Source organism: Bradyrhizobium neotropicale (genome assembly GCF_001641695.1).
GTDB classification, from domain to species: domain Bacteria; phylum Pseudomonadota; class Alphaproteobacteria; order Rhizobiales; family Xanthobacteraceae; genus Bradyrhizobium; species Bradyrhizobium neotropicale.
Genome location: NZ_LSEF01000090.1, coordinates 250,131 through 268,985, shown reverse-complemented (window position 1 = coordinate 268,985; position 18,855 = coordinate 250,131). Strand labels below are relative to the sequence as shown.

Here is an 18,855-nt window from a genome sequence, read left to right as displayed (position 1 = left end):
AGCGGCGTCGTCCGACAGATAGCATCGCAATTGGCACCAAAAAAAGTGCCAGATTGGAAAGAAACAAGGTGCCAGTTTCCGAGGCGATGATCTCCGGGCTGATCGTGCTGGAGCGATCCGGCCACGATGGGCTGGTTGCGCAATTGACGAGCCAGCTTCGGCGTCTCATTGCGAGCGGTCGGCTCGGCAAGGGCCGTGTGCTGCCGTCGAGCCGCCGGCTAGCAAGTGATCTCGATGTGTCGCGCAACACCGTCAGCTTTGCGTTCGAGCAGCTCGCTGCGGAGGGATATCTGGAGATGTCCCACGGGCGACGTCCGGTTGTGATGATCGATGGCGCCGAACGCATCGAGCGAGTTGGCGCTGCCGCGTCGCGCGTGCAGCCTGGCAAGCCCCGGCTCTCGCCCTGGGCCTCGAAGCTGCGCGAGACGGATTGGCCGATGTCGTATCTGGCGCCGCTCCGCCCCTTGAGGCCTGGCCATGCGGATGCCCGAGAGTTTCCGAACGAGATCTGGGCGCGCTGCCTGCGCCGCAGTGCCGTGCGTGCGGGGAAACGTGAACTCGGACCGGTGAACCGGCCGCGCCTGCGCGAGGCGCTGGCGCACTACCTCGCGACCAACAGGGGCGTGCGCGCGGCGGCGGAGCAGATCATGATTCTGCCGAGCGCGCAGGCTGCGTTGACCTTGATTGCAGCCACCCTCATCACGCCCGGTGACGAGGTTTGGGTCGAAGACCCCGGCTATCCCGGCGCTGCGGCCGCCTTCCGCGCTTCCGGTGCGCGCGTGATCGGCCTCGGGCTGGATGAGCAGGGCATGCAGCGGGTGGTTGGAACGGCCGCGCCAAAGCTCATCTTTATGACGCCGTCGCACCAGCATCCGACGGGTCGATTGATGTCGCTTGCCCGTCGCAGCGAATTTCTCGCTGCATGCCGGCCGGGCAAGACCTGGATCATCGAGGACGATTACGACGGCGAGTTCCACTATGACAGTCGGCCGGTGCCGTCCTTGCAGGGGCTCGATACGCTCGGCCGCGTGTTCTACGTCGGCACCTTCTCGAAGGTGATGACCTCAGATATCCGCCTCGGATACCTCGTCGCGCCGCCGGCCCTGCGCGATACCCTGGAGATCGCGCAGCGGCACATCGGGCTGATCGCAGCCAGCAACATCCAGGAAGCGCTGGCCGAGTTCATCGCCGACGGGCACTTCCTCGCGCATCTGCGCCGGATGCGCCGACTCTACCATGCGCGGCGCGATCACCTCGTCGGCGAGATGGAACGCCGCCTCGGCGATTTTCTCGAGGTCGAGGCGCCCTCAGGCGGCATCCAGCTCATTGCGCGCCTCAAGCGCGGCAGCGCAGATCGTACGGCGGTCAAACGGCTGGTCGAGGCCGGGGTCGAGACGCGAGCTCTGTCCAGCCTGTCGCTCGGCCGACCGCGCGATCACGGCCTATTGCTCGGCTTCGCGGCATGGCGCGAGAACGAGATCAGCGCGGCCGTGCGGACGATGGCGTCCTGCTTCTAGAGTGGTTACCTCACTCCGCAGCCTTCGTCACGATACGGATCTCCGAGGTCAGGGTCCGGTGCACCGGACACTTGTCGGCGATCTCCATCAGCTTCTTGCGCTGCTCGACGTCGAGCGTGCCTTCCATCGCAATCACGCGATCGATCTGGTCGAGCATGCCGTCGCGCGTCTCGCACTCTGCGCAGTCCTTTGCGTAGATCTTGGAATGCTTCAGCGTGACGGTGACACGGTCGAGCGGCAGCGACTTGCGGTCGGCATAGAGCCGCATCGTCATGGAGGTGCAAGCGCCAAGTCCGGCCAGCAGGAAATCGTAGGGCCCGGGGCCGGCATCCTCGCCGCCTGCAGCAACCGGCTCGTCCGCCACCAGGCGATGTGGTCCGACCGAAATGGTCTGGTTGAACTTGCTTTTGCGCGTCTCCTGCACCACCACCTGGCGCGGCGCCTCGGCGAGATCCATCGCCTTTGCAGGCTTTGCCGTGTTGATGTAGCGGCTCGCCCAAGCTGTGATCACGTCGGCCGTATAGAGTGCGTCCGCGGGCTTTGTGAGCAGATGATCGGCATGATCGAGCGAGACGAAACTCTTGGGGTGCTTTGCCGAGATGAATATCTTGGTCGCATTGTCGATGCCGACGGTGTCGTCGACCGGCGAATGCATCACCAGTAGCGCCTTGTGCAGGCCGGTGATGTCCTTCATCAGCTCTTGCTCGACGATGTCGTCGAGGAATTCGCGCTTGATCCGGAACGGGCGCCCTGCGAGCGACACTTCGACCTCGCCCTGCGCGCGGATCGCGTCGACATGATCCTTGAACAGGCCGGTGACGTGCGCTGGATCGGAGGGGGCGGCGATGGTCGCGACGGCCTTGGCCTCCGGAATTTTGTCGGCCGCCGCCAGGATCGCGGCGCCGCCGAGGCTGTGTCCGATCAGCATCGACGGCGCCTTGCGGGTCTCGCGCAGGTGGTCGGCGGCATGGACGAGATCGGCGACGTTGGAGGAGAACGTCGAATTGGCGAAGTCGCCCTCGCTGGAGCCGAGGCCGGTGAAGTCGAAGCGCAGCACCGCGATGCCCTTGGCCGCGAGCGAGACCGAGATGCGCTTGGCTGCCAGCGTATCCTTGCCGCAGGTGAAGCAATGCGCGAACAGCGCGTAGGCCGCCGGCTCGCCGTCCGGCAGCTCCAGCGCGGCCGCAAGCTGATGGCCGCCTTCGCCCTGGAATTGAAAGCGTTCCGTAGCCATGGGCTCTCCCCCGTTCTTCGTGAACTCTAATCGCTCGAATAGCGCTGTTCGGCCCAGGGATCGCCGCGGTTATGGTAGCCGCGGACTTCCCAGAAGCCCGGCGCGTCCTCGGTCAGGAATTCGATGGCCTGGAGCCATTTCGCGCTCTTCCAGAAATAGAGATGCGGTACAACCAGCCGCACCGGGCCGCCGTGCTCGTCCGTCAGAGGCTCGCCCGACCAGGTATGGGCGAGCAAAGCATCCTCGGCTGCAAAATCGTCGAGTGCGAGATTGGTGGTGTAGCCGTCATAGGAATGCAGCACCACGAAGCGTGCATCAGCGCGCGGTTGGCAGATGTCGAGCAGCTCGCGCGTTGCGAGGCCTTCCCACTGATTGTCGTAGCGGGACCAGGTCGTGACGCAGTGGATGTCGGAGGTGAACTGCGCCTGTCTTTGGGCGGCGAATTCCGCAAAGGTCCAGAACACGGGGTTGTCGACCGCGCCATAGACGTCGAGCCGCCAGCGCTCGCGCGAGATCTCCGGTGAAAGGCCGAGGTCGAGCACCGGCCAGTCCCTGGTGAGGTGCTGGCCAGGCGGCAGGCGCTGGTCCTCCGGGCGGGTCATCCTGCCGGTCAGGAAGCGGCCCTCGCGCGCCCATTTCTCCTTGGTGCGCGTCAGCTTGCTGTCGGGCGGCGGCTCGTTGTCGTCGGCCATTGGTTACTCGTGACTGGGCTACTCGTGGCGATGCATCGCGGAGGCATGCTTGGTGTCGCGCATCGTAGCATAGATGATCAGCGAGATGCAGATGATGCCGCTGAGGTAGAAGTAGAACCATTCCTCGTGCCCGATGGTCTTGAAATAGAGCGCGATCGCCGGCGCCGTGCCGCCGAAGATCGACACCGTGATCGCATAGGGCAGGCCGACGCCGAGGGCGCGGACATTGGTCGGGAACAGCTCGGCCTTCACCACCGCGTTGATCGACGTATAGCCGGCCACGAACAGCCAGGCGGCGCAGATCAGGATGAAGGCGATGAAGGGCGACTTGGTCTCCTTCAGCGTCATCAGCAGCGGAACGGTCGCGAGCGTGCCGGCGACGCCGAAGAAGATCAGGAGCGGCTTGCGTCCGATCTTGTCGGAGATCGCGCCATAGATTGGCTGCAGGATGGTCGCGAAGATCAGGGTGCCGAAGATAACGAAGGTTGTCTGGTCCTCGGTCAATCCGACCGAGAGCTTGACGAAGGTCTGCATGTAGGTGGTGAAGGTGTAGAACGCCGCGGTACCGCCGGCGGTCAGGCCCATCACCAGCAACAGCTCGCGCGGATATCGCAGCAGGTTGGTGATCGAACCGGTCGGCTTCACCACCTTCTTGGCTTCCTCGAACGCCTCGGTCTCGTGCAGGCCGCGCCGCATCACCGCGGCGAAGATCGCGAGCGCCGCGCCAATCGCAAACGGGATGCGCCAGCCCCAGGCCTTCAGCTCTTCCGGGGTGAGGAAGACCTTTTGCAGCAGGAGCAGCACGATGATCGCGGTGAGCTGGCCGCCGATCAGCGTGACGTATTGAAAGCTTGAATAAAAGCCGCGGCGTTTGGGATCGGCGACCTCGCTCAGGTAAGTTGCGCTGGCGCCGTATTCGCCGCCGAGGCTCAGGCCCTCGATTACGCGGGCCAGCGCCAGGATCACCGGGGCGGCAAAGCCGATCGTGGCATAGGTCGGCGTCAACGCGATGATCAGCGAGCCGAAGCACATGAAGACGACCGACAGCGTCAGCGAAATGCGCCGGCCGAAATGGTCGGCGAGGTAGCCGAAGAACCAGCCGCCCAAGGGGCGCATCAGGAAGGTCGCCGCGAACACGACGGCTGCGTTCAATTGCTGGACGACGGGATCGTTGCCGGGGAAGAAGGCCGGCGCGAAATACAGGGCGAACGCCGTATAGGCGTAAAAATCATACCATTCGACGAGATTGCCGATCGAGCCGATGAAGATCGCCTTGATCCGCCGCTCGGCGTCGGCGATGTCAAATTGCTCGGAGGCCGGTTTGATTGCTTGCTCTGTCATATCCGGCCTCTCCGCTTTTGCTTTTGGAGAGGCCTACATCGCCTTTCCGAGCAGAAATGGCAACTGGCGGGGGCCTCTCACCGTCCCCTGCGACCAGGTCACGGAGCCTGCCGGGTCGAGGGCGAAGTCCGGAATCCGTTTCAGCCATTCCTCCAGCGCAACCTGCATCTCCATCCGCGCCAGGTTGGAACCGACGCAGCGATGGATGCCGAGGCCGAACGCGGCGTGGCGGTTCTCCCGACGGTCGATCACGACTTTGTCAGCGTCCGGAAACATCTTGGGATCGCGGTTGGCTGCGGGGAAGGACAGCAGCACCATGTTGCCCGGCTTCACCGGGCAGCCCGAGACCGTGGTCTCCTTGACCACCTCGCGTGCCATCGTCACTGGAGAATAGGCGCGCAGGAATTCTTCGACGGCCGTCGGCATCAGTTCCGGCTCGGCGACCAGGCGCTCGCGATCGGCTGGCGTGTGGGCGAGATGCCAGAGCGAGGAGCCGATCGCGCTCCAGGTGGTGTCGATGCCGGCGATCAGCAGTAGGCGCAGCGAGCCCAGCACGTGCTCTTCCTCGAGCGGCTGGCCGTCCTTGCCCCGAGCGTTCATCAGATAGGAAATGAGATCATCGGTCGGCCTCGATCTGCGCTCCTCGATATGCGCGCTGAAATAGTCGCTCATCTCGTGGACGGCCTGGAGCAGCATGTTCTCGTCCTTGATGCCGAGCTCCAAGATCATGTGGATCCAGTTGATGAAGAGGTCGCTGTCGCTTTCGGGAATGCCAAGCATGTGGGCGATTGCCCGCACCGGGATGTGCTTGGTGTAGCGCGCCGCAGCGTCCACCTGCTTCTCGGTGATGAAGCCGTCGATCAGCTCGTTGCAGATGGCGCGGACCCGCGGCTCGAGCTTCTTCATCGCGTCCGGCGTGAACGGCGGCAGCAGCAATTGCTTGGCCGGCTTGTGCACGGGCGGATCGGAGGTGATCGGGGGTGCGGCGCTCTTGGTTATTTCCGGCCGCGCGTCGCGGACGATGATGCGGCGCGACGAGAAGTGCTCGGGATCGTTGGCGATCGCTCGTACCGCCTCGTACGTCGTCGGCAGGTAGCAGCCGAGGAAACGCTCGGTATGCACCACCGGGCTTGCGGCGCGCAGCTCGTCCCAGATCGGGAAGGGATCTTCCGTCCATTGCGGATCGGTGTGGTCGAAATCGTTGAGCCAGTCGGTGACGGGCGGATGGGCGGCAGGTTGGCTGACGTCGGACATCTCAGGGAATCCTCACGCTGGTTTTCGCTGAAGGGGCGCGCGTTGCGAAAGGCGCGCTATTCCTCGATTACGTCGATCGCGATTTCCGGACAGTTGGATTTGGCAAGCCAGGCCTTGTCTTCCAGGCCGGCCGGGACGGTGCCATCTCCGGCCTCGTGGGCGTTGCCGTATTCGTCGAGCTCGAACAATTCCGGCGCCAGCGCCTTGCAACGCGCATGGCCCTGACATTTGTCGGGATCGACGTGAACCTTGAGTCGCTCTGCCATTGGCGTCCTCGGTCGTGGGCGCGGGCCTAAAAAGGCCGGGCGCGTTTCCTCATGTTTGATTTTATCGACGGCATTCGCCGCTAATTGAAGTTATAGTATATTACATTCGCGATGGGCTTCCCCTGTCAAGCGCAAACTTATAGGTTTCGCGTCAAGATGCCGTCACAACTCGCCCGCAAGCCGCAGAACGCCTATCATCACGGCGATCTCCGTGATGCCCTGATCAAAGCTGCGCTACGCGAGGCGGAGCGGGGCGGGGCGGAGGCGATCAGCATCAAGGCCCTCGCAAAGCAGCTCGGCGTTTCGCAGCCGGCGCCTTATCGGCATTTTTCCGATCGCGAGGCGCTGCTCGCCGCGGTGACGGCGGAGGCGTTCCGGCAGCTCACCGTCGTGCTGCGCGAGGCGATGGCGAAGCCATCGAAAAAGTCGAAGCTGTCGCGGCTGGCGCAGGCGACGCTCGATTTCGGTCTGCGCCGCAACGGCATCTATCGTTTGATGTTCGCCTCGCGCACGGTGTCTTGCGCCGCAAAGGGCAGCGAGCTGCATGAGGCCACCCGCGAGACTTTCGCGCTGGTGATCGAAGCCCTGGAAGCGCCGGCAGTGGGCTATTTGCGCGAGCGGCAGGCGCTCAAGATCTGGGCGGCGCTGCATGGCGTGGTGATGCTGGCCGAGCAGGGTCTGTTCACGGGCGAGGCCGCGCATGCCACGCGCGAGGAGCTGGTCGAGGATTTCGTCAACGAGACGAAGACAGCGCTGGCGGCCGCGATCGGGGACGCGCAGCGTCGGGGCAAGGCTAACGCTTAAGCGTTCGCCCCAAGCAATTTCATCAGTTTCTCGACCGCGCTGTCCGGCGTGGTCACAACGGGGCGGCCTGTCGCCTGCGAGACCAGCGGCGCTATCGCGGCAATGCTGAACTGGGCGAGAGCGACGACGTCGCAGTCGCACAAGTCGCGCGAGGCCTCGGCGATCAGCCGGTCGTGCTCGGCGCGGTCGCCGCGGTCGAGCGCGGCCAGTGCCCCCTCGGCAAGTCTCGGCACGACCTGGACGGAGGCCGGAAACTCCGATGGCATCGAGGCCAGCGTCGGCGGGAAGGTCGCGAGCAGGCCGATCCGCTTGCCCATCATCACCGCCTGCTCGATCATCGCTTCGTTCGGCTTCAGCACTGGCATGGGCGCATGTGCGCGGGCAACCGCCTCGATGCAGGGGCCGAAGGCCGAGCAGGTGAACAGGATCGCGTTCGCCCCTGTCGCCGCTGCATAATCGCCGAGCGCAAGGAAGCGCTCGGTCATGGCATCGTTGAGCGCGCCGTCACGCGCCAGATCCGCTGACAGGCTGTCATCGAGCAGGTTCATCAGCCGCGCCTCTGGCCAGGCCTTTGCGAACGCAGCTTCGATCGGCGCGATGGAATGCTTGAGTGCGTGGATGAGGGCGATGCGCATCGATATCTCTTCTCTCTCTCTCCCCGTTCTTACGGGGGAGGGGCTCTATCCGCAAAGAAGGTGAGAGTTGGACTCGCGGACGCTCCCCCTCACCCGACGCTTCGCGGTCGACCTCTCCCCGCGAACGGGGAGAGGTGAAAGCGCGCCAGCCTTTACTTGAACGGCACCGCGTACATCAAGCCGCCCTTGCTCCAGAGGCCGTTGAGGCCGCGCTCGAGCTTGAGCGGGCTCGCCTTGCCGACGTTGCGCTCATAGATCTCGCCGTAATTGCCGCCGGCCTTGATCGCCACGACCAGCCATTTGTTGTCCAGCCCCAGCCGCGAGCCGAGATCGCCGGAGGTGCCGAGCAGCCGCTGGATCGCAGGCGTGGTCGACTTCGTCATCTCATCGACGTTGGCCTGCGTCACGCCGAGCTCCTCGGCCTCGATCAGTCCGTAGTGCAGCCAGGTGATGATGTCGCTCCAGACCTCGTCGCCGTTGCGGGTGAAGGGCCCGAGCGGCTCCTTGCTGATGGTCTGCGGCAGCACGATATAGTCGGCCGGGTTCGGCGCTGCGGTCGTCACCGCGCCGGCGAGCGCGGAGGCGTCCTGGGTCATGGCATCGCAGCGGCCGCCGAAGAAGGTCTGATACATGGTGTCGACGCGGTCGAACACCAGCGGCTTCCAGTCGATGCCGTTGGCGCGGCCGTAGTCGCCGAGCGTGACCTCATGGGTGGTGCCCTGCGCGACGCAGACGGTGGCGCCCTTCAGATCCTTCAGTTCCTTCACGCCGAGGTCCTTCTTCACGACAAAGCCCTGGCCGTCGTAGAAGTTGATCGGACCCTGCCGCAGGCCCAGCGTGACGCCACGCAGATATGTCTGCGTCGAGTTCCGATAGAGCACGTCGATCTCGCCCGATTGCAGCGCGGTGAAGCGGTTCTGCGCGGTCAGCGCGACGTAGCGGACCTTGTTGGGATCACCGAGCACGCCGGCTGCGAGCGCGCGGCAATAATCGACGTCGAGGCCCTTGTAATTGCCTTGCGAGTCAGGCGCGGAGAAGCCGGCGAAGCCGGCGCTGACACCGCATACCAGCGTGCCGCGGCTCTTGACCGTGTCGAGCGTTGCAGCCGACCCCATCGCCGTCGAAGCCGCGAATAGACCCGCGGCGATAACCACTTTCCTCATCATTCTACTCTCCCCTCAGTGATTGACACTACGCAAGACGTTGTCGACGGCCGTGCCGAGCTTGTCGACGATCAGGTCGATCTCCGCCGCCGAGGCGATGTAGGGCGGCGCCAGTAGCACGTGGTCGCCACGGACGCCATCCACGGTGCCGCCGCCGGGATAGCAGCCGAGCCCGTTGGCAAAGGCCTCCGCCTTGATCTTCTGGTGCAGCTTGAGCGCGGGATCGAACGAGGTGCGGCTGGCGCGATCGGTCACGAGCTCGATCGCCCAGAACAGGCCGCGGCCTCTGATATCGCCGACATGGCGATGATTGCCGAAGCGGTCGATGAGGCGCTGCTCGAGCTGCTTGCCGCGCTCCTTGACGCGGTCGAGCAGGCGATCCTCGCGGATCACCTGCTGCACCGCCAGCGCTGCCGCACAGGCGAGGGGATGCGCAAGGTAGGTATGGCCGTGCTGGAAGGCACCGCTTCCCGCACGAATCGTGTCGATGATCGTGCCGCTTGCGAGCATCGCACCGATCGGCTGGTAGCCGCCACCGAGCCCCTTTGCAATCGCCTGGATGTCCGGCGCGACGCCTTCCTGTTCCCAGGCATGCGTGGTGCCGGTACGACCCATGCCACTCATGACTTCGTCGAGGATGAGCAGCGCGCCGTGCCGGTCGCAGATTTCGCGCATTGCCTTGAAGTAGCCATCCGGCGCCGTCACCGCGCCCGCGGTCGCGCCGACGACCGGCTCGGCGAGAAACGCCGCGACGGTGTCGGGCCCGAGCCGCTGAAATTCGGCCTCTAACTCGGCGGCAAGCCGCGCCACGAACTGCGCATCCGACTCGCCGTCGCGCTTCTCGTGATAGGCAAAGGCCGGCGTCACATGGCTGAACGCGGCCGAGAGCAGGGGCGCATAGGGCGCGCGCCGCCAGGCATTGCCGCCGGCGGCAAGGGCTCCGAGCGTGTTGCCATGATAGCTCTGCCGCCGTGCGATGAAATGTTGCCGCTGCGGCTCGCCGCGCTCGATGAAATACTGCCGCGCCAGCTTGATGCTGGCTTCGATCGCCTCCGATCCGCCGCTGACGAAATAAGCGTAGGCAAGACCGCCGGGCTCGTGGCCGACCAGCATCTCGGCGAGCGCTTCCGCCGGCTGGGACGAGAAGAAGGCGGTGTGGGCATAGGCCAGGGTCGAAGCTTGTTTCGCCATCGCCGCGATCACGCGCGGGTGTTGGTGGCCGAGGCAGGAGACCGCCGCGCCTCCGGAGGCGTCGATCACGCGGCTGCCGTCCTCGGCAAAGAGATAGACGCCTTCGCCGCCGATCGCCTTGGGCGGCGTTTCACGCAATGAGCGGTGCAGCACGCGTGTGGTGCGAGCGGCCATGGATCAACCTTTCTCTGAGACGTAGGTGGAGGCTGCGGCCAGCCGCGCCTCGGTGTCCTGGAGGCGCTTCTTCGCGGCCGAGCCGCCGAGCGAGAACGTCACCGCCGCCAGCGACTGTGCAATCGCGATGGCGCCGGTCAGGCTCGGAAAGAAGCCGGGCGGGGAATCCGCCTCGAACAGCAGCACGTGATTGGCGCCTTCGGCCATCGGCGCAGCGACGCTATCCGCAATCGCGATCAGCGTCGCGCCGGCGTGATAGGCGGCCTGCGCCACGCGGACGCTCGCGCGCGTGTACGGCAGAAAGCCGATGACGATGACCGCTTCGCCGGGACGGAACGCGCCGAGATCGAGATCATCGGGGCCGGAGCCGCCGACGATCTGCACCTGGTCGGGCCGGAACAGCCGGAGCTCGTAATTCAGCAATTCAGCGACGCTGCGGCAGCTGCGGTAGCCGGCGATCCAGATCCGCTTCGCGCTATGCAGGGCGCGGGCGGCATCCGCGATCGACTGGGCCGGGATGCGCGGCAGGCCCGCGGCCTCGGCCTCGAGCTTCTCGGTGACGAGCGCGACATCGGCATTGGGGCCATGGCGGCGGCTCTTGGCACGGCCGGAGAACGGCGAGGTCTGCGACGGCCGTCGCGCCTCCGTCAGCGCCGCGCGCAATTCGTCCCAGCCGGAATAGCCGATCGCCTTCGCAAGGCGCGTGAACGCGGCCGGATCGGCGCCGGCTTCCGCGGCGAGGTCGCGCATCGAACGGGTGGTGGCGTCGTAATCATTGGCCGCAACGAACCGCCCGACCTCCTGCAGCCGCAGGGGGAGTGATGGCAATGCACTGCAGAGTTCGCTCAAGGGCGAGGATTTCGCGGGCTCGGCCATGAAACATTTGTTGCACGAATTGCCGATTGGTGCAACAGTTGACGCACGCTGCCGGAAATCGCCGCCTCTGACGAAGGATTTTTGTGCTGTGACCACCGATCATCCCAGACCGCCGCCGCGCCGCAGCTTGTTCGGTGCATGGGGCCCCCGCGAGCTGAAAGGCCTGTTCTGGCAGGTGCTTGTCGTCGGGATTGCGGTCGCGGTCGTCGCTTTCCTCTGGTCCAACACCGTTACCAATCTCTCGGCCCGCCGCATCACGACCGGCTTTGCCTTCCTCGGCCGCGAAGCCGGCATGCCCATCGCCGACAGCCTGCTGTCGTACAGCCCGAAGGACACCTACCTCTGGGCCTTCGTCGTCGGCGTCACCAACACCTTGCGCGTCGCCGTGATCGGCATCGTGCTCGCAACCATTCTGGGCACGTTGATCGGCATCTCGCGACTGTCTGCCAATTGGCTGTTGTCGCGGCTTGCCGCCGTCTACGTCGAAGTGCTGCGCGACATCCCGCTGCTGCTTCAGCTCTTGTTCTGGTACGTGCTGATGCAGGCGTTGCCGGCCGCGCGCCTGGCGTGGCGGCCGGTCGACGGCGTGTTCCTGTCCAATCGCGGGCTGATCCTGCCGTCGATCCCGATCGGGACGCCACAGCTCTGGGTGCTCAGCACGGCAGCGCTGGGCCTTGTCGTGTTCTATCTCATCCGGCGCTGGCAAATCGCGCAGCAAATGCAGGACGGCAAGCCGCGCAAGGCATGGCCCATCGCGCTCGGCCTCATCGTGGTGCTGCCGGCGCTGGTCTCCGTGCTGCTCGGCGTGTCCTGGAAAATCGAATGGCCCGAGCTGCGCGGCTTCAACTTCGTCGGCGGGCTGACGCTCGCGCCGGAATATTTTGCCTTGCTGATCGCGCTCGTGACTTACACTTCGGCCTTCATCGCCGAGATCGTGCGAAGCGGCATCCAGTCCGTGCCGCGCGGGCAGTGGGACGCTGCCAATGCACTCGGCCTGCGCCGCAGCTTCATGCTGCGGCAGATCATCCTGCCGCAGGCGCTGCGCGTGATCGTACCGCCGATGACGAGCCAGTATCTCAATCTCACCAAGAACTCCTCGCTCGCAGTTGCGATCGGCTACCAGGACGTGGTCTCGGTCGCCAACACCACGCTGAATCAGACCGGGCAGGCGATCGAGGCGATCGCGCTGATCATGGCCGTGTTCCTCACCATCAGCCTCGGCATCAGCTTCTTCATGAACTGGTACAACGCGCGCATCGCGCTGGTGGAGCGCTGATCATGACGGTGATCACCGACATTCCCGACGCACCGCGCGCCGCCCGTCGCCCGCAAATGGGCAATCCGGTGCTGCGCTGGCTGCGCACCAACCTGTTCTCGTCGATTCCCAACGCGATCATCTCGCTGGTGCTGCTGGCGATACTCGCCAAGGGCATCGTCAGTTTCGTGCAATGGGGTATCGCCAACGCGGTCTGGCTGACGCCGGCGAACGACTCCAGCGCCTGTCGCGCCGTGCGCGGCGTCGGCGCCTGCTGGGCGATCATTCCCGAAAAATACCGCTTCATCCTGTTCGGCACCTATCCGTTCGACGAGCAGTGGCGGCCGGCGCTGTCGGTGCTCCTGTTCATAGCGCTGTTCTATCTCTCCACCCGCCGCGCCTGGTGGCGGCGCGAGCTGATCTATCTCTGGATCGGCGCGCTGGCGCTGATCAGCCTGCTGATGTGGGGCGGCGTGCTGGGCCTGTCGTACGTTTCGCAGGATCGCTGGGGCGGATTGCCGGTGACGCTGATCCTCGCCACCTTCGGTCTCGCTTTCGGCTTCCCGCTCGGCATCCTGGTGGCGCTCGGCCGGCGTTCAAAGCTGCCGGCGATCCGTTCGCTCTGCGTGCTCTATGTCGAGCTGATCCGTGGCGTGCCGCTGGTGAGCCTGCTCTTCATGGCGAGCGTGATGTTCCCGTTGTTCATGCCCGGCGGCTTCAACATCGACAAGCTGCTGCGCGCGCAGATCGCGATCATCCTGTTCGCGGGTGCTTATCTCGCCGAAGTCGTCCGCGGCGGCCTGCAGGCCGTGCCGCGCGGACAATATGAGGCCGCCGACGCGCTGGGGCTGTCCTACTGGCGAAAGAACCGGCTGATCATCCTGCCGCAGGCGATCCGCCACGTCATCCCGCCGCTGGTCAACACCTTCATCGCCTTCTTCAAGGACACCAGCCTCGTCCTCATCATCGGCATCTTCGACCTGCTCACGACCGCCAAGACCGCGATCATCGATCCGGCCTGGCAGCAGTTTTCGGTCGAGGTCTACATCTTCGTCGCCGCGATCTATTTCGCCTTCTGCTTCGCGATGTCGCGCTACAGCCGCAGCCTGGAGGCGCATACCACATCGAGGTGACCTGCCTTCCTCCCTCGCTTTGGGAGAAGGCCGCACAGGCAAGCGCCTCGTCGCGGGCGCCGGTGCACGCGCTTGCGATAAGGAAGGCGCGGATCAGAGACAGTCTATGCTGGAATGCGGAATGCTTATGCCGCACCTATAATGCGGGCCTGGACTCAGACTGGCAATCCTACGCTGCCAAATCCATCTGCAGTTTGCTGGTGGTACTCAACAAGAGGCACATGGAATCATGATCAGGTCCGTTCTCGTAGCGTCGGCCATGCTGGTCGCGCTTTGCTCCGCCGCCGCTGCTCGCGACGCAATGCACCATCCACACATGGCTTCGGAAGCCACCATGCGGGTATCGGAAGTCCATCCGAACTCCCTCGGCTTTGCCGCTCCAATGGGGGAGGACTCCGGGTACGATGCGCATCAGTATCACGGCGGACCGAAAGCGAACGACTAGGATTTGACCAAGGCGTCGAACGTCAGTGGCTCGCCTCGCGACCTATCGGATTCCGGTAAGGGATTATCCAGATCGATCCAAGGGCAAGATGCCGGCACCGGAGGGACAGCTAAAGCTCCCCCCGGTGCAGACCGCGTCACGCCTTCACTCGCGGATCGATCGGCGTCGTGCCGCGCAGACCCAGAACATCCTCGAGCACTTTCGCGCCTGCGAGCACCTGCGCATCGGCACGCGGGGCGCCGACCACCTGGACGCCGACCGGCAGGCCTGAGGCGGTGAAGCCGCAGGGTAGCGACAGCGAGGGACAGCAGGCGAGCGTGATCGCGTAGACGATGCCCAGCCATTCGATGTAGTTGTCGAACCTCTTGCCGGCGCATTCGGCGACGTAGCGGTTCTCGACCGGGAAGGGTGGCACGATCGTCGTCGGGACCAGCAGCAGGTCGTAGTTCCCAAAGAATTCGACCGCGCGCGCGGTCATTCCGACACGTTGCGCCTCGGCGCGCGCGAGCTGATCGACCGCAAGCTTGAGGCCTTCCTCGATGTTCCAGATCACCTCGGGTTTGAGCAGGTCGCGCTTGGTCCGCAACAATTGCGCCTTGCTGATCGCGAAGTCGAAGGCGCGCAGCACGTGAAAGCATTCATGCGCCTCGCGCCAGTCCGGATGCGCCTCCTCGACGATGGCGCCCGCTTCGGCAAAGCGCTCCGCCGCCTTGCGCGTGATCGCCTTGACCTCGGGATCGACCGGCGTGATGCCGAGATCGGGCGAATAGGCGATCCGCTTCGGCTTTTTGCCCGAGCGTGCGGCTGACAGGAACGAGGTCGCCGGCGCAGGCAGCGACAGCGGATCGGCTGCATAATCGCCGCTCATGGCATCGAGCAGTAACGCAAGGTCCTCGACATTGCGGGCCATTGGGCCGTGGACGGTCAGGTTCCGGTCGATCTTTGCGCTTGGCGTGCGCGCAACGCGGCCGATACTTGGCCGCATTCCCACGACGCCGCAGAAGCTTGCGGGATTGCGCAGCGAGCCGCCCATGTCGGTGCCGTGCGCTAGCCAGGCCATGCCGGTCGCAAGCGCTACTGCCGCGCCTCCGGAAGAGCCGGCGGCCGAGCGCGACGTGTCCCAGGGATTGAGCGTTGCCCCGAACACCTCGTTGAAGGTGTTGGCGCCGGCACCGAATTCCGGCGTGTTGGATTTTGCGTAGACGACCGCGCCGTTGGCCTCGAGGTTCTCGACCATGAGGTCCGACTTCGCCGGAATGTTGTCCTTGAAGATCGGCGAGCCCTGCGTGTTCAACATGCCGGCAACGTCCGTCAGGTCCTTGATTGGCACCGGAAGGCCAGCCAGCAGCCCGCGCGCGCCGGCCGGCTTCTGCATCAGTGCTTTCGCGCTATCCCGCGCGCGATCGAAGCACAGCGTCGGCAGCGCGTTGACCTTGCCGTCGACCTCCGCAATGTGCTTCTCCAGCACATCCAGCAGCTCGAGCGGCGTGACATCGCCCGAACGCAGCTTGTCGACGACGGCGCATGCGGTTTCGCGGATCAGGTCTTGAGACAATTATTTTACTCCTATGCCCGGTCTTGGTGTCGTCATTGCGAGCGCGGCGAAGCAATCCGGTCTGTTCCCGCGGGAACATTCCTGGATTGCTTCGCTGCGCTCGCAATGACGGTGTATGGGGGCGCGTAGCGTGGTTTTTGCCGGTGCCGAATCTATCCCCACCCCGCGCTGATGCCGCCATCCACCGTGTAGATCACGCCCGACGTATAGCCGGAGCGATCCGATGCCAGGAACGCCATGAGATCTCCGATCTCGCGCGCGTGCGCCGGCCTGCCCAGCGGCAGGCCCTTCTGGAATTCCTTGTAGCGGTTCTCGTCGCCGAATTGGTGCTTGGCACGCGTCTTGAGCAGCGTGACGTGGCGGTCGGTGCCGACCGGGCCGGGATTGATGCCGACGACGCGGATATTGTCGGCGAGGCTCTTGCCCCCGAGCGCGCGGGTGAAGGCCATCAGTGCCGCGTTACCGGCACTGCCGCAGATGTAGTTGGCATCGAACTTCTCGCCGGCCGCGCCGATGTCGTTGACGATGACGCCGCCGCCGCGCGCCTTCATCTGCGCGTAGATCTGCCGCGTCAGGTTGATGTAGCCAAACACCTTCAATTCCCAGGCGTGCCGCCAGGTCACCTCGTCGATCTTGTCGATCGAGCCGCCGGGAATGTCGCCGGCGTTGTTGACGAGGATGTCGATATTGGCGGCCTCCCTGGCGAGCCGCGCGACGTCCTCAGCCTTGCGCAGGTCGACGACGCTCGTCGTGGCATCGATCTGGTGCGCGGAGCGCAGGCGATCGGCCAGCGCCTTGAGCTGGTCGCCGCTGCGGGCGGCAAGCAGGAGATGCGCGCCTTCCTCGGCAAACGCCTCGGCTGCGGCTGCGCCGATGCCCTTGGACGCGCCCGTGATCAAAACGCGCTTGCCACGCAGATGCAGATCCATGGGGACTTCTCGCTCGGTGGGAACAGGATCAAATCAGTAGGCGGTCGGCTGCGCCATGGTCAACCTTGCAGTGCAGCGTTGCACTGCCTGCGAGTTTGGTCCATTGCAGGGCGATCAAAAGGCGGCGGCTGCCGGACCAACCAAGGACGTTCTCGATGAGCAAGAAACAATACCGGATCGCAGTCATTCCCGGCGACGGCATCGGCAAGGAAGTGATGCCCGAAGGACTGCGCGTTCTGGAGGCGGCGGCGAAGAAGCACGGTGTCGCCGTGCATTTCGACCATTTCGACTTCTCTTCGTGGGATTACTACGAGAAGCACGGCCAGATGATGCCGGACGACTGGAAGGAGAAGATCGGCAAGCACGACGCGATCTATTTCGGCGCGGTCGGCTGGCCGGCCAAGATCCCGGATCACGTCTCGCTGTGGGGCTCGCTCATAAAATTCCGCCGCGAGTTCGACCAGTATGTGAACCTGCGCCCGGTGCGGCTGATGCCGGGCGTGCAGTCGCCGCTGGCAAACCGCAAGCCCGGCGACATCGATTTCTGGGTGGTGCGCGAGAACACCGAAGGCGAATATTCCTCCGTCGGTGGCCGCATGTTCCCGGATACGGACCGCGAGTTCGTCACGCAGCAGACGGTGATGACGCGTACCGGCGTCGACCGCATCCTGAAATTCGCCTTCGAGCTCGCGCAGTCGCGGCCGAAGAAGCATTTGACCTCGGCGACCAAGTCCAACGGCATCTCGATCACCATGCCCTATTGGGACGAGCGCGTGGAGGCGATGGCCAAGAAGTTCCCGGGCGTGAAGTGGGACAAGTACCACATCGACATCCTGACCGCGAACTTCGTGCTGCATCCGGACTGGTTCGACGTCGTGGTCGGCTCGAACCTGTTCGGTGACATCCTCTCTGATCTCGGTCCCGCCTGCACCGGCACGATCGGCATCGCACCGTCCGGCAACATCAATCCCGAGCGCAATTTCCCCTCGGTGTTCGAGCCGGTGCACGGCTCGGCGCCGGATATCGCAGGGCAGGGCATCGCCAATCCGATCGGCATGATTTGGTCGGGCGCGATGATGTTCGAGCATCTCGGCGAGAAGGAAGCCGGCAAGTCGATCGTCGATGCGATCGAGCGCACGCTCGCCGAACGCACCCTGCGGACGAAGGATCTCGGCGGCAACGCCGACACGACGGCCTGCGGCAAGGCCGTTGCGGAGATGCTGGATTAGGGCAGGGCGCCAGCGAGCGTCAGCTCTGCCGCCGCAACAAACTCCACCGTCGTCCCGGCCTTGGCGGGACGACGGTGAAGGAGGCAGCTAGCCCGCGATCTTCTCGATCGCCGCCTGATCCAGCCCAAACTTCTTCCCGGCATCCAAAATCTCCTGCCAGGTGTTCGGATCGACCGGGATACCTTCGGCCAAACGCTTCGTCTTCGTTTCGCGCTCGGGGTCGCCGGCGATTTTCACCTTGTCGACGCCAGGGCCGGGGGGCGAGCCCGTATGCCAGGCGACGAAGCTCTCGACTTCACGCGCGAGGTTCTCGGCGGTGCCGAGTTTGGTCGGGTCGATGATGATCGAGAGCATCCCGTTGAGGACGCGGCGCTTGCCGTCGGCCGGGCCTTTGACAGTCTCGCCGCCCGAAAGCGCGCCGCCCAGGATTTCACACACCAGTGCGAGCCCCGAGCCCTTGTGCTCGCCGAATGGCAGGATGGCGCCGTGCGGCGCGATCACGGTGTAGCGCGGATTGACGGTCGGCTTGCCCTCGTTGTCGATGATGGTGCCGGGCTCGAGCTCGACGCCCTTGTTGAAGGCGACGCGGGTCTTGCCCTGCGCGATCTTGCTGGTTGCGAAGTCGAGCACGATCGGCTCCTTGCCCGTGCGCGGGATGCCGACGCAGAACGGGTTGGTGCCGTGGCGCGCATCGCTGCCGCCCCAGGGTGCAACGATGGGCCGCGAGATCACGTTGACGAAGTGGATCGAGACGAGGCCATGGTCGATGCACTGCTCGGCCCAATGGCCGATGCGGCCGATATGATGCGCGTTGGAGAGACCGACGACGCACACGCCGTTGCTCTTGGCTCGCTCGGCGCCCAGTTCCATCGCCTCAAAACCCATCACCTGGCCGTAGCCGGTGAGGCCGTCGAGCGTGAGCAGGGGGCCCGTATCCATCACGATCTTGACGTGCTGGTTTACGGCGAGGCCGCCCTCGCTGACCGCTTCGGCATAGCGCGGGATCATGCCGACGCCGTGCGAATCGTGGCCTTTCAGGTTTGCTTCGACGAGGTTGGTTGCAACGAGGTCCGCTTCGCGGTCCGTGGAGCCGCCGGCCTTGGCGATGGCGCGGATGACGTTGGTGAGCGGCTCGGCTTTGATGGTGCGGTAATCGGCCATT

At 64.8% G+C, this 18,855-nt stretch carries 17 protein-coding genes; 5 read left to right on the top strand and 12 right to left on the bottom strand.

Going from position 1 to position 18,855, the window contains the following annotated elements:
* Positions 1-86: 86 nt before the first annotated feature.
* Positions 87-1,517 carry a MocR-like pyridoxine biosynthesis transcription factor PdxR gene (gene pdxR, locus AXW67_RS30280; RefSeq protein WP_201723738.1) on the top strand — a complete coding sequence of 477 codons (1,431 nt, stop codon included), beginning with the start codon at positions 87-89 and terminating at the stop codon, positions 1,515-1,517.
* Positions 1,518-1,527: 10 nt separating this feature from the next.
* On the opposite strand, the gene AXW67_RS30275 is transcribed toward pdxR, so the two are convergent.
* Genes AXW67_RS30275 through AXW67_RS30255 form a run of 5 tightly spaced genes read right to left on the bottom strand, consistent with a single transcriptional unit; the run spans position 1,528 to position 6,304 of the window.
* A complete protein-coding gene (locus tag AXW67_RS30275) occupies positions 1,528-2,751 on the bottom strand; it encodes a bifunctional alpha/beta hydrolase/OsmC family protein (RefSeq protein ID WP_063680837.1) in 1,224 nt (407 codons plus the stop codon).
* 26 nt (positions 2,752-2,777) lie between these two features.
* On the bottom strand, positions 2,778-3,443 hold the full coding sequence (locus tag AXW67_RS30270) for a sulfite oxidase-like oxidoreductase (protein WP_063680836.1): 666 nt from the start codon (positions 3,441-3,443) through the stop codon (positions 2,778-2,780).
* Positions 3,444-3,461: 18 nt separating this feature from the next.
* Positions 3,462-4,784: an MFS transporter gene (locus AXW67_RS30265; protein ID WP_063680835.1), complete on the bottom strand. Its 1,323-nt coding sequence runs from the start codon at positions 4,782-4,784 to the stop codon at positions 3,462-3,464.
* Between the two features lie 33 nt (positions 4,785-4,817).
* Positions 4,818-6,038: a cytochrome P450 gene (locus tag AXW67_RS30260; RefSeq protein WP_063680834.1), complete on the bottom strand. Its 1,221-nt coding sequence runs from the start codon at positions 6,036-6,038 to the stop codon at positions 4,818-4,820.
* A gap of 56 nt (positions 6,039-6,094) precedes the next feature.
* Entirely contained in the window at positions 6,095-6,304 is a 210-nt protein-coding gene (locus AXW67_RS30255) for a ferredoxin (RefSeq protein ID WP_027550318.1), read from the bottom strand.
* Positions 6,305-6,460: 156 nt separating this feature from the next.
* Between AXW67_RS30255 and AXW67_RS30250 the strand changes: the two genes are divergently transcribed.
* Positions 6,461-7,108: a TetR/AcrR family transcriptional regulator gene (locus AXW67_RS30250; RefSeq protein WP_063680833.1), complete on the top strand. Its 648-nt coding sequence runs from the start codon at positions 6,461-6,463 to the stop codon at positions 7,106-7,108.
* On the opposite strand, the gene AXW67_RS30245 is transcribed toward AXW67_RS30250, so the two are convergent.
* From AXW67_RS30245 to AXW67_RS30230, 4 genes are all read right to left on the bottom strand, one after another.
* On the bottom strand, positions 7,105-7,743 hold the full coding sequence (locus AXW67_RS30245) for an aspartate/glutamate racemase family protein (RefSeq protein WP_063680832.1): 639 nt from the start codon (positions 7,741-7,743) through the stop codon (positions 7,105-7,107). The two genes, AXW67_RS30250 and AXW67_RS30245, sit on opposite strands and share 4 nt — an antisense overlap.
* 152 nt (positions 7,744-7,895) lie before the next feature.
* Positions 7,896-8,909, bottom strand: a complete 1,014-nt coding sequence (locus tag AXW67_RS30240) for an amino acid ABC transporter substrate-binding protein (RefSeq protein ID WP_063680831.1) — start codon at positions 8,907-8,909, stop codon at positions 7,896-7,898.
* Positions 8,910-8,921: 12 nt separating this feature from the next.
* The gene (locus AXW67_RS30235; protein ID WP_027550322.1) at positions 8,922-10,271 is read right to left on the bottom strand and encodes an aspartate aminotransferase family protein; all 1,350 of its coding nucleotides are present in this window, start codon (positions 10,269-10,271) and stop codon (positions 8,922-8,924) included.
* Positions 10,272-10,274: 3 nt separating this feature from the next.
* Positions 10,275-11,147: a MurR/RpiR family transcriptional regulator gene (locus AXW67_RS30230; protein WP_063680830.1), complete on the bottom strand. Its 873-nt coding sequence runs from the start codon at positions 11,145-11,147 to the stop codon at positions 10,275-10,277.
* A gap of 88 nt (positions 11,148-11,235) precedes the next feature.
* Between AXW67_RS30230 and AXW67_RS30225 the strand changes: the two genes are divergently transcribed.
* Together AXW67_RS30225 and AXW67_RS30220 are read left to right on the top strand one after the other, a co-directional pair.
* A complete protein-coding gene (locus AXW67_RS30225) occupies positions 11,236-12,423 on the top strand; it encodes an amino acid ABC transporter permease (protein ID WP_063680971.1) in 1,188 nt (395 codons plus the stop codon).
* Positions 12,424-12,425: 2 nt separating this feature from the next.
* Positions 12,426-13,535, top strand: coding sequence for an amino acid ABC transporter permease (locus AXW67_RS30220; protein ID WP_063680829.1), 1,110 nt, complete (start codon positions 12,426-12,428; stop codon positions 13,533-13,535).
* 581 nt (positions 13,536-14,116) lie between these two features.
* Here the strand turns inward: AXW67_RS30220 and AXW67_RS30210 are convergent.
* Together AXW67_RS30210 and AXW67_RS30205 are read right to left on the bottom strand one after the other, a co-directional pair.
* Positions 14,117-15,535 (bottom strand): amidase, encoded by a 1,419-nt coding sequence (locus AXW67_RS30210; protein ID WP_063680827.1) that lies wholly within the window; start codon positions 15,533-15,535, stop codon positions 14,117-14,119.
* 152 nt (positions 15,536-15,687) lie between these two features.
* Positions 15,688-16,464, bottom strand: a complete 777-nt coding sequence (locus tag AXW67_RS30205) for an SDR family oxidoreductase (RefSeq protein WP_063680826.1) — start codon at positions 16,462-16,464, stop codon at positions 15,688-15,690.
* 155 nt (positions 16,465-16,619) lie between these two features.
* Here AXW67_RS30205 and AXW67_RS30200 point away from each other — a divergent pair, with 155 nt between their 5' ends.
* Positions 16,620-17,693, top strand: a complete 1,074-nt coding sequence (locus AXW67_RS30200; RefSeq protein WP_063680825.1) for a tartrate dehydrogenase — start codon at positions 16,620-16,622, stop codon at positions 17,691-17,693.
* An 87-nt stretch (positions 17,694-17,780) separates the two neighbouring features.
* Here AXW67_RS30200 and AXW67_RS30195 read toward each other — a convergent pair whose 3' ends face one another.
* Positions 17,781-18,854 carry a malate/lactate/ureidoglycolate dehydrogenase gene (locus AXW67_RS30195; protein ID WP_027550330.1) on the bottom strand — a complete coding sequence of 358 codons (1,074 nt, stop codon included), beginning with the start codon at positions 18,852-18,854 and terminating at the stop codon, positions 17,781-17,783.
* Position 18,855 lies beyond the last annotated feature (1 nt).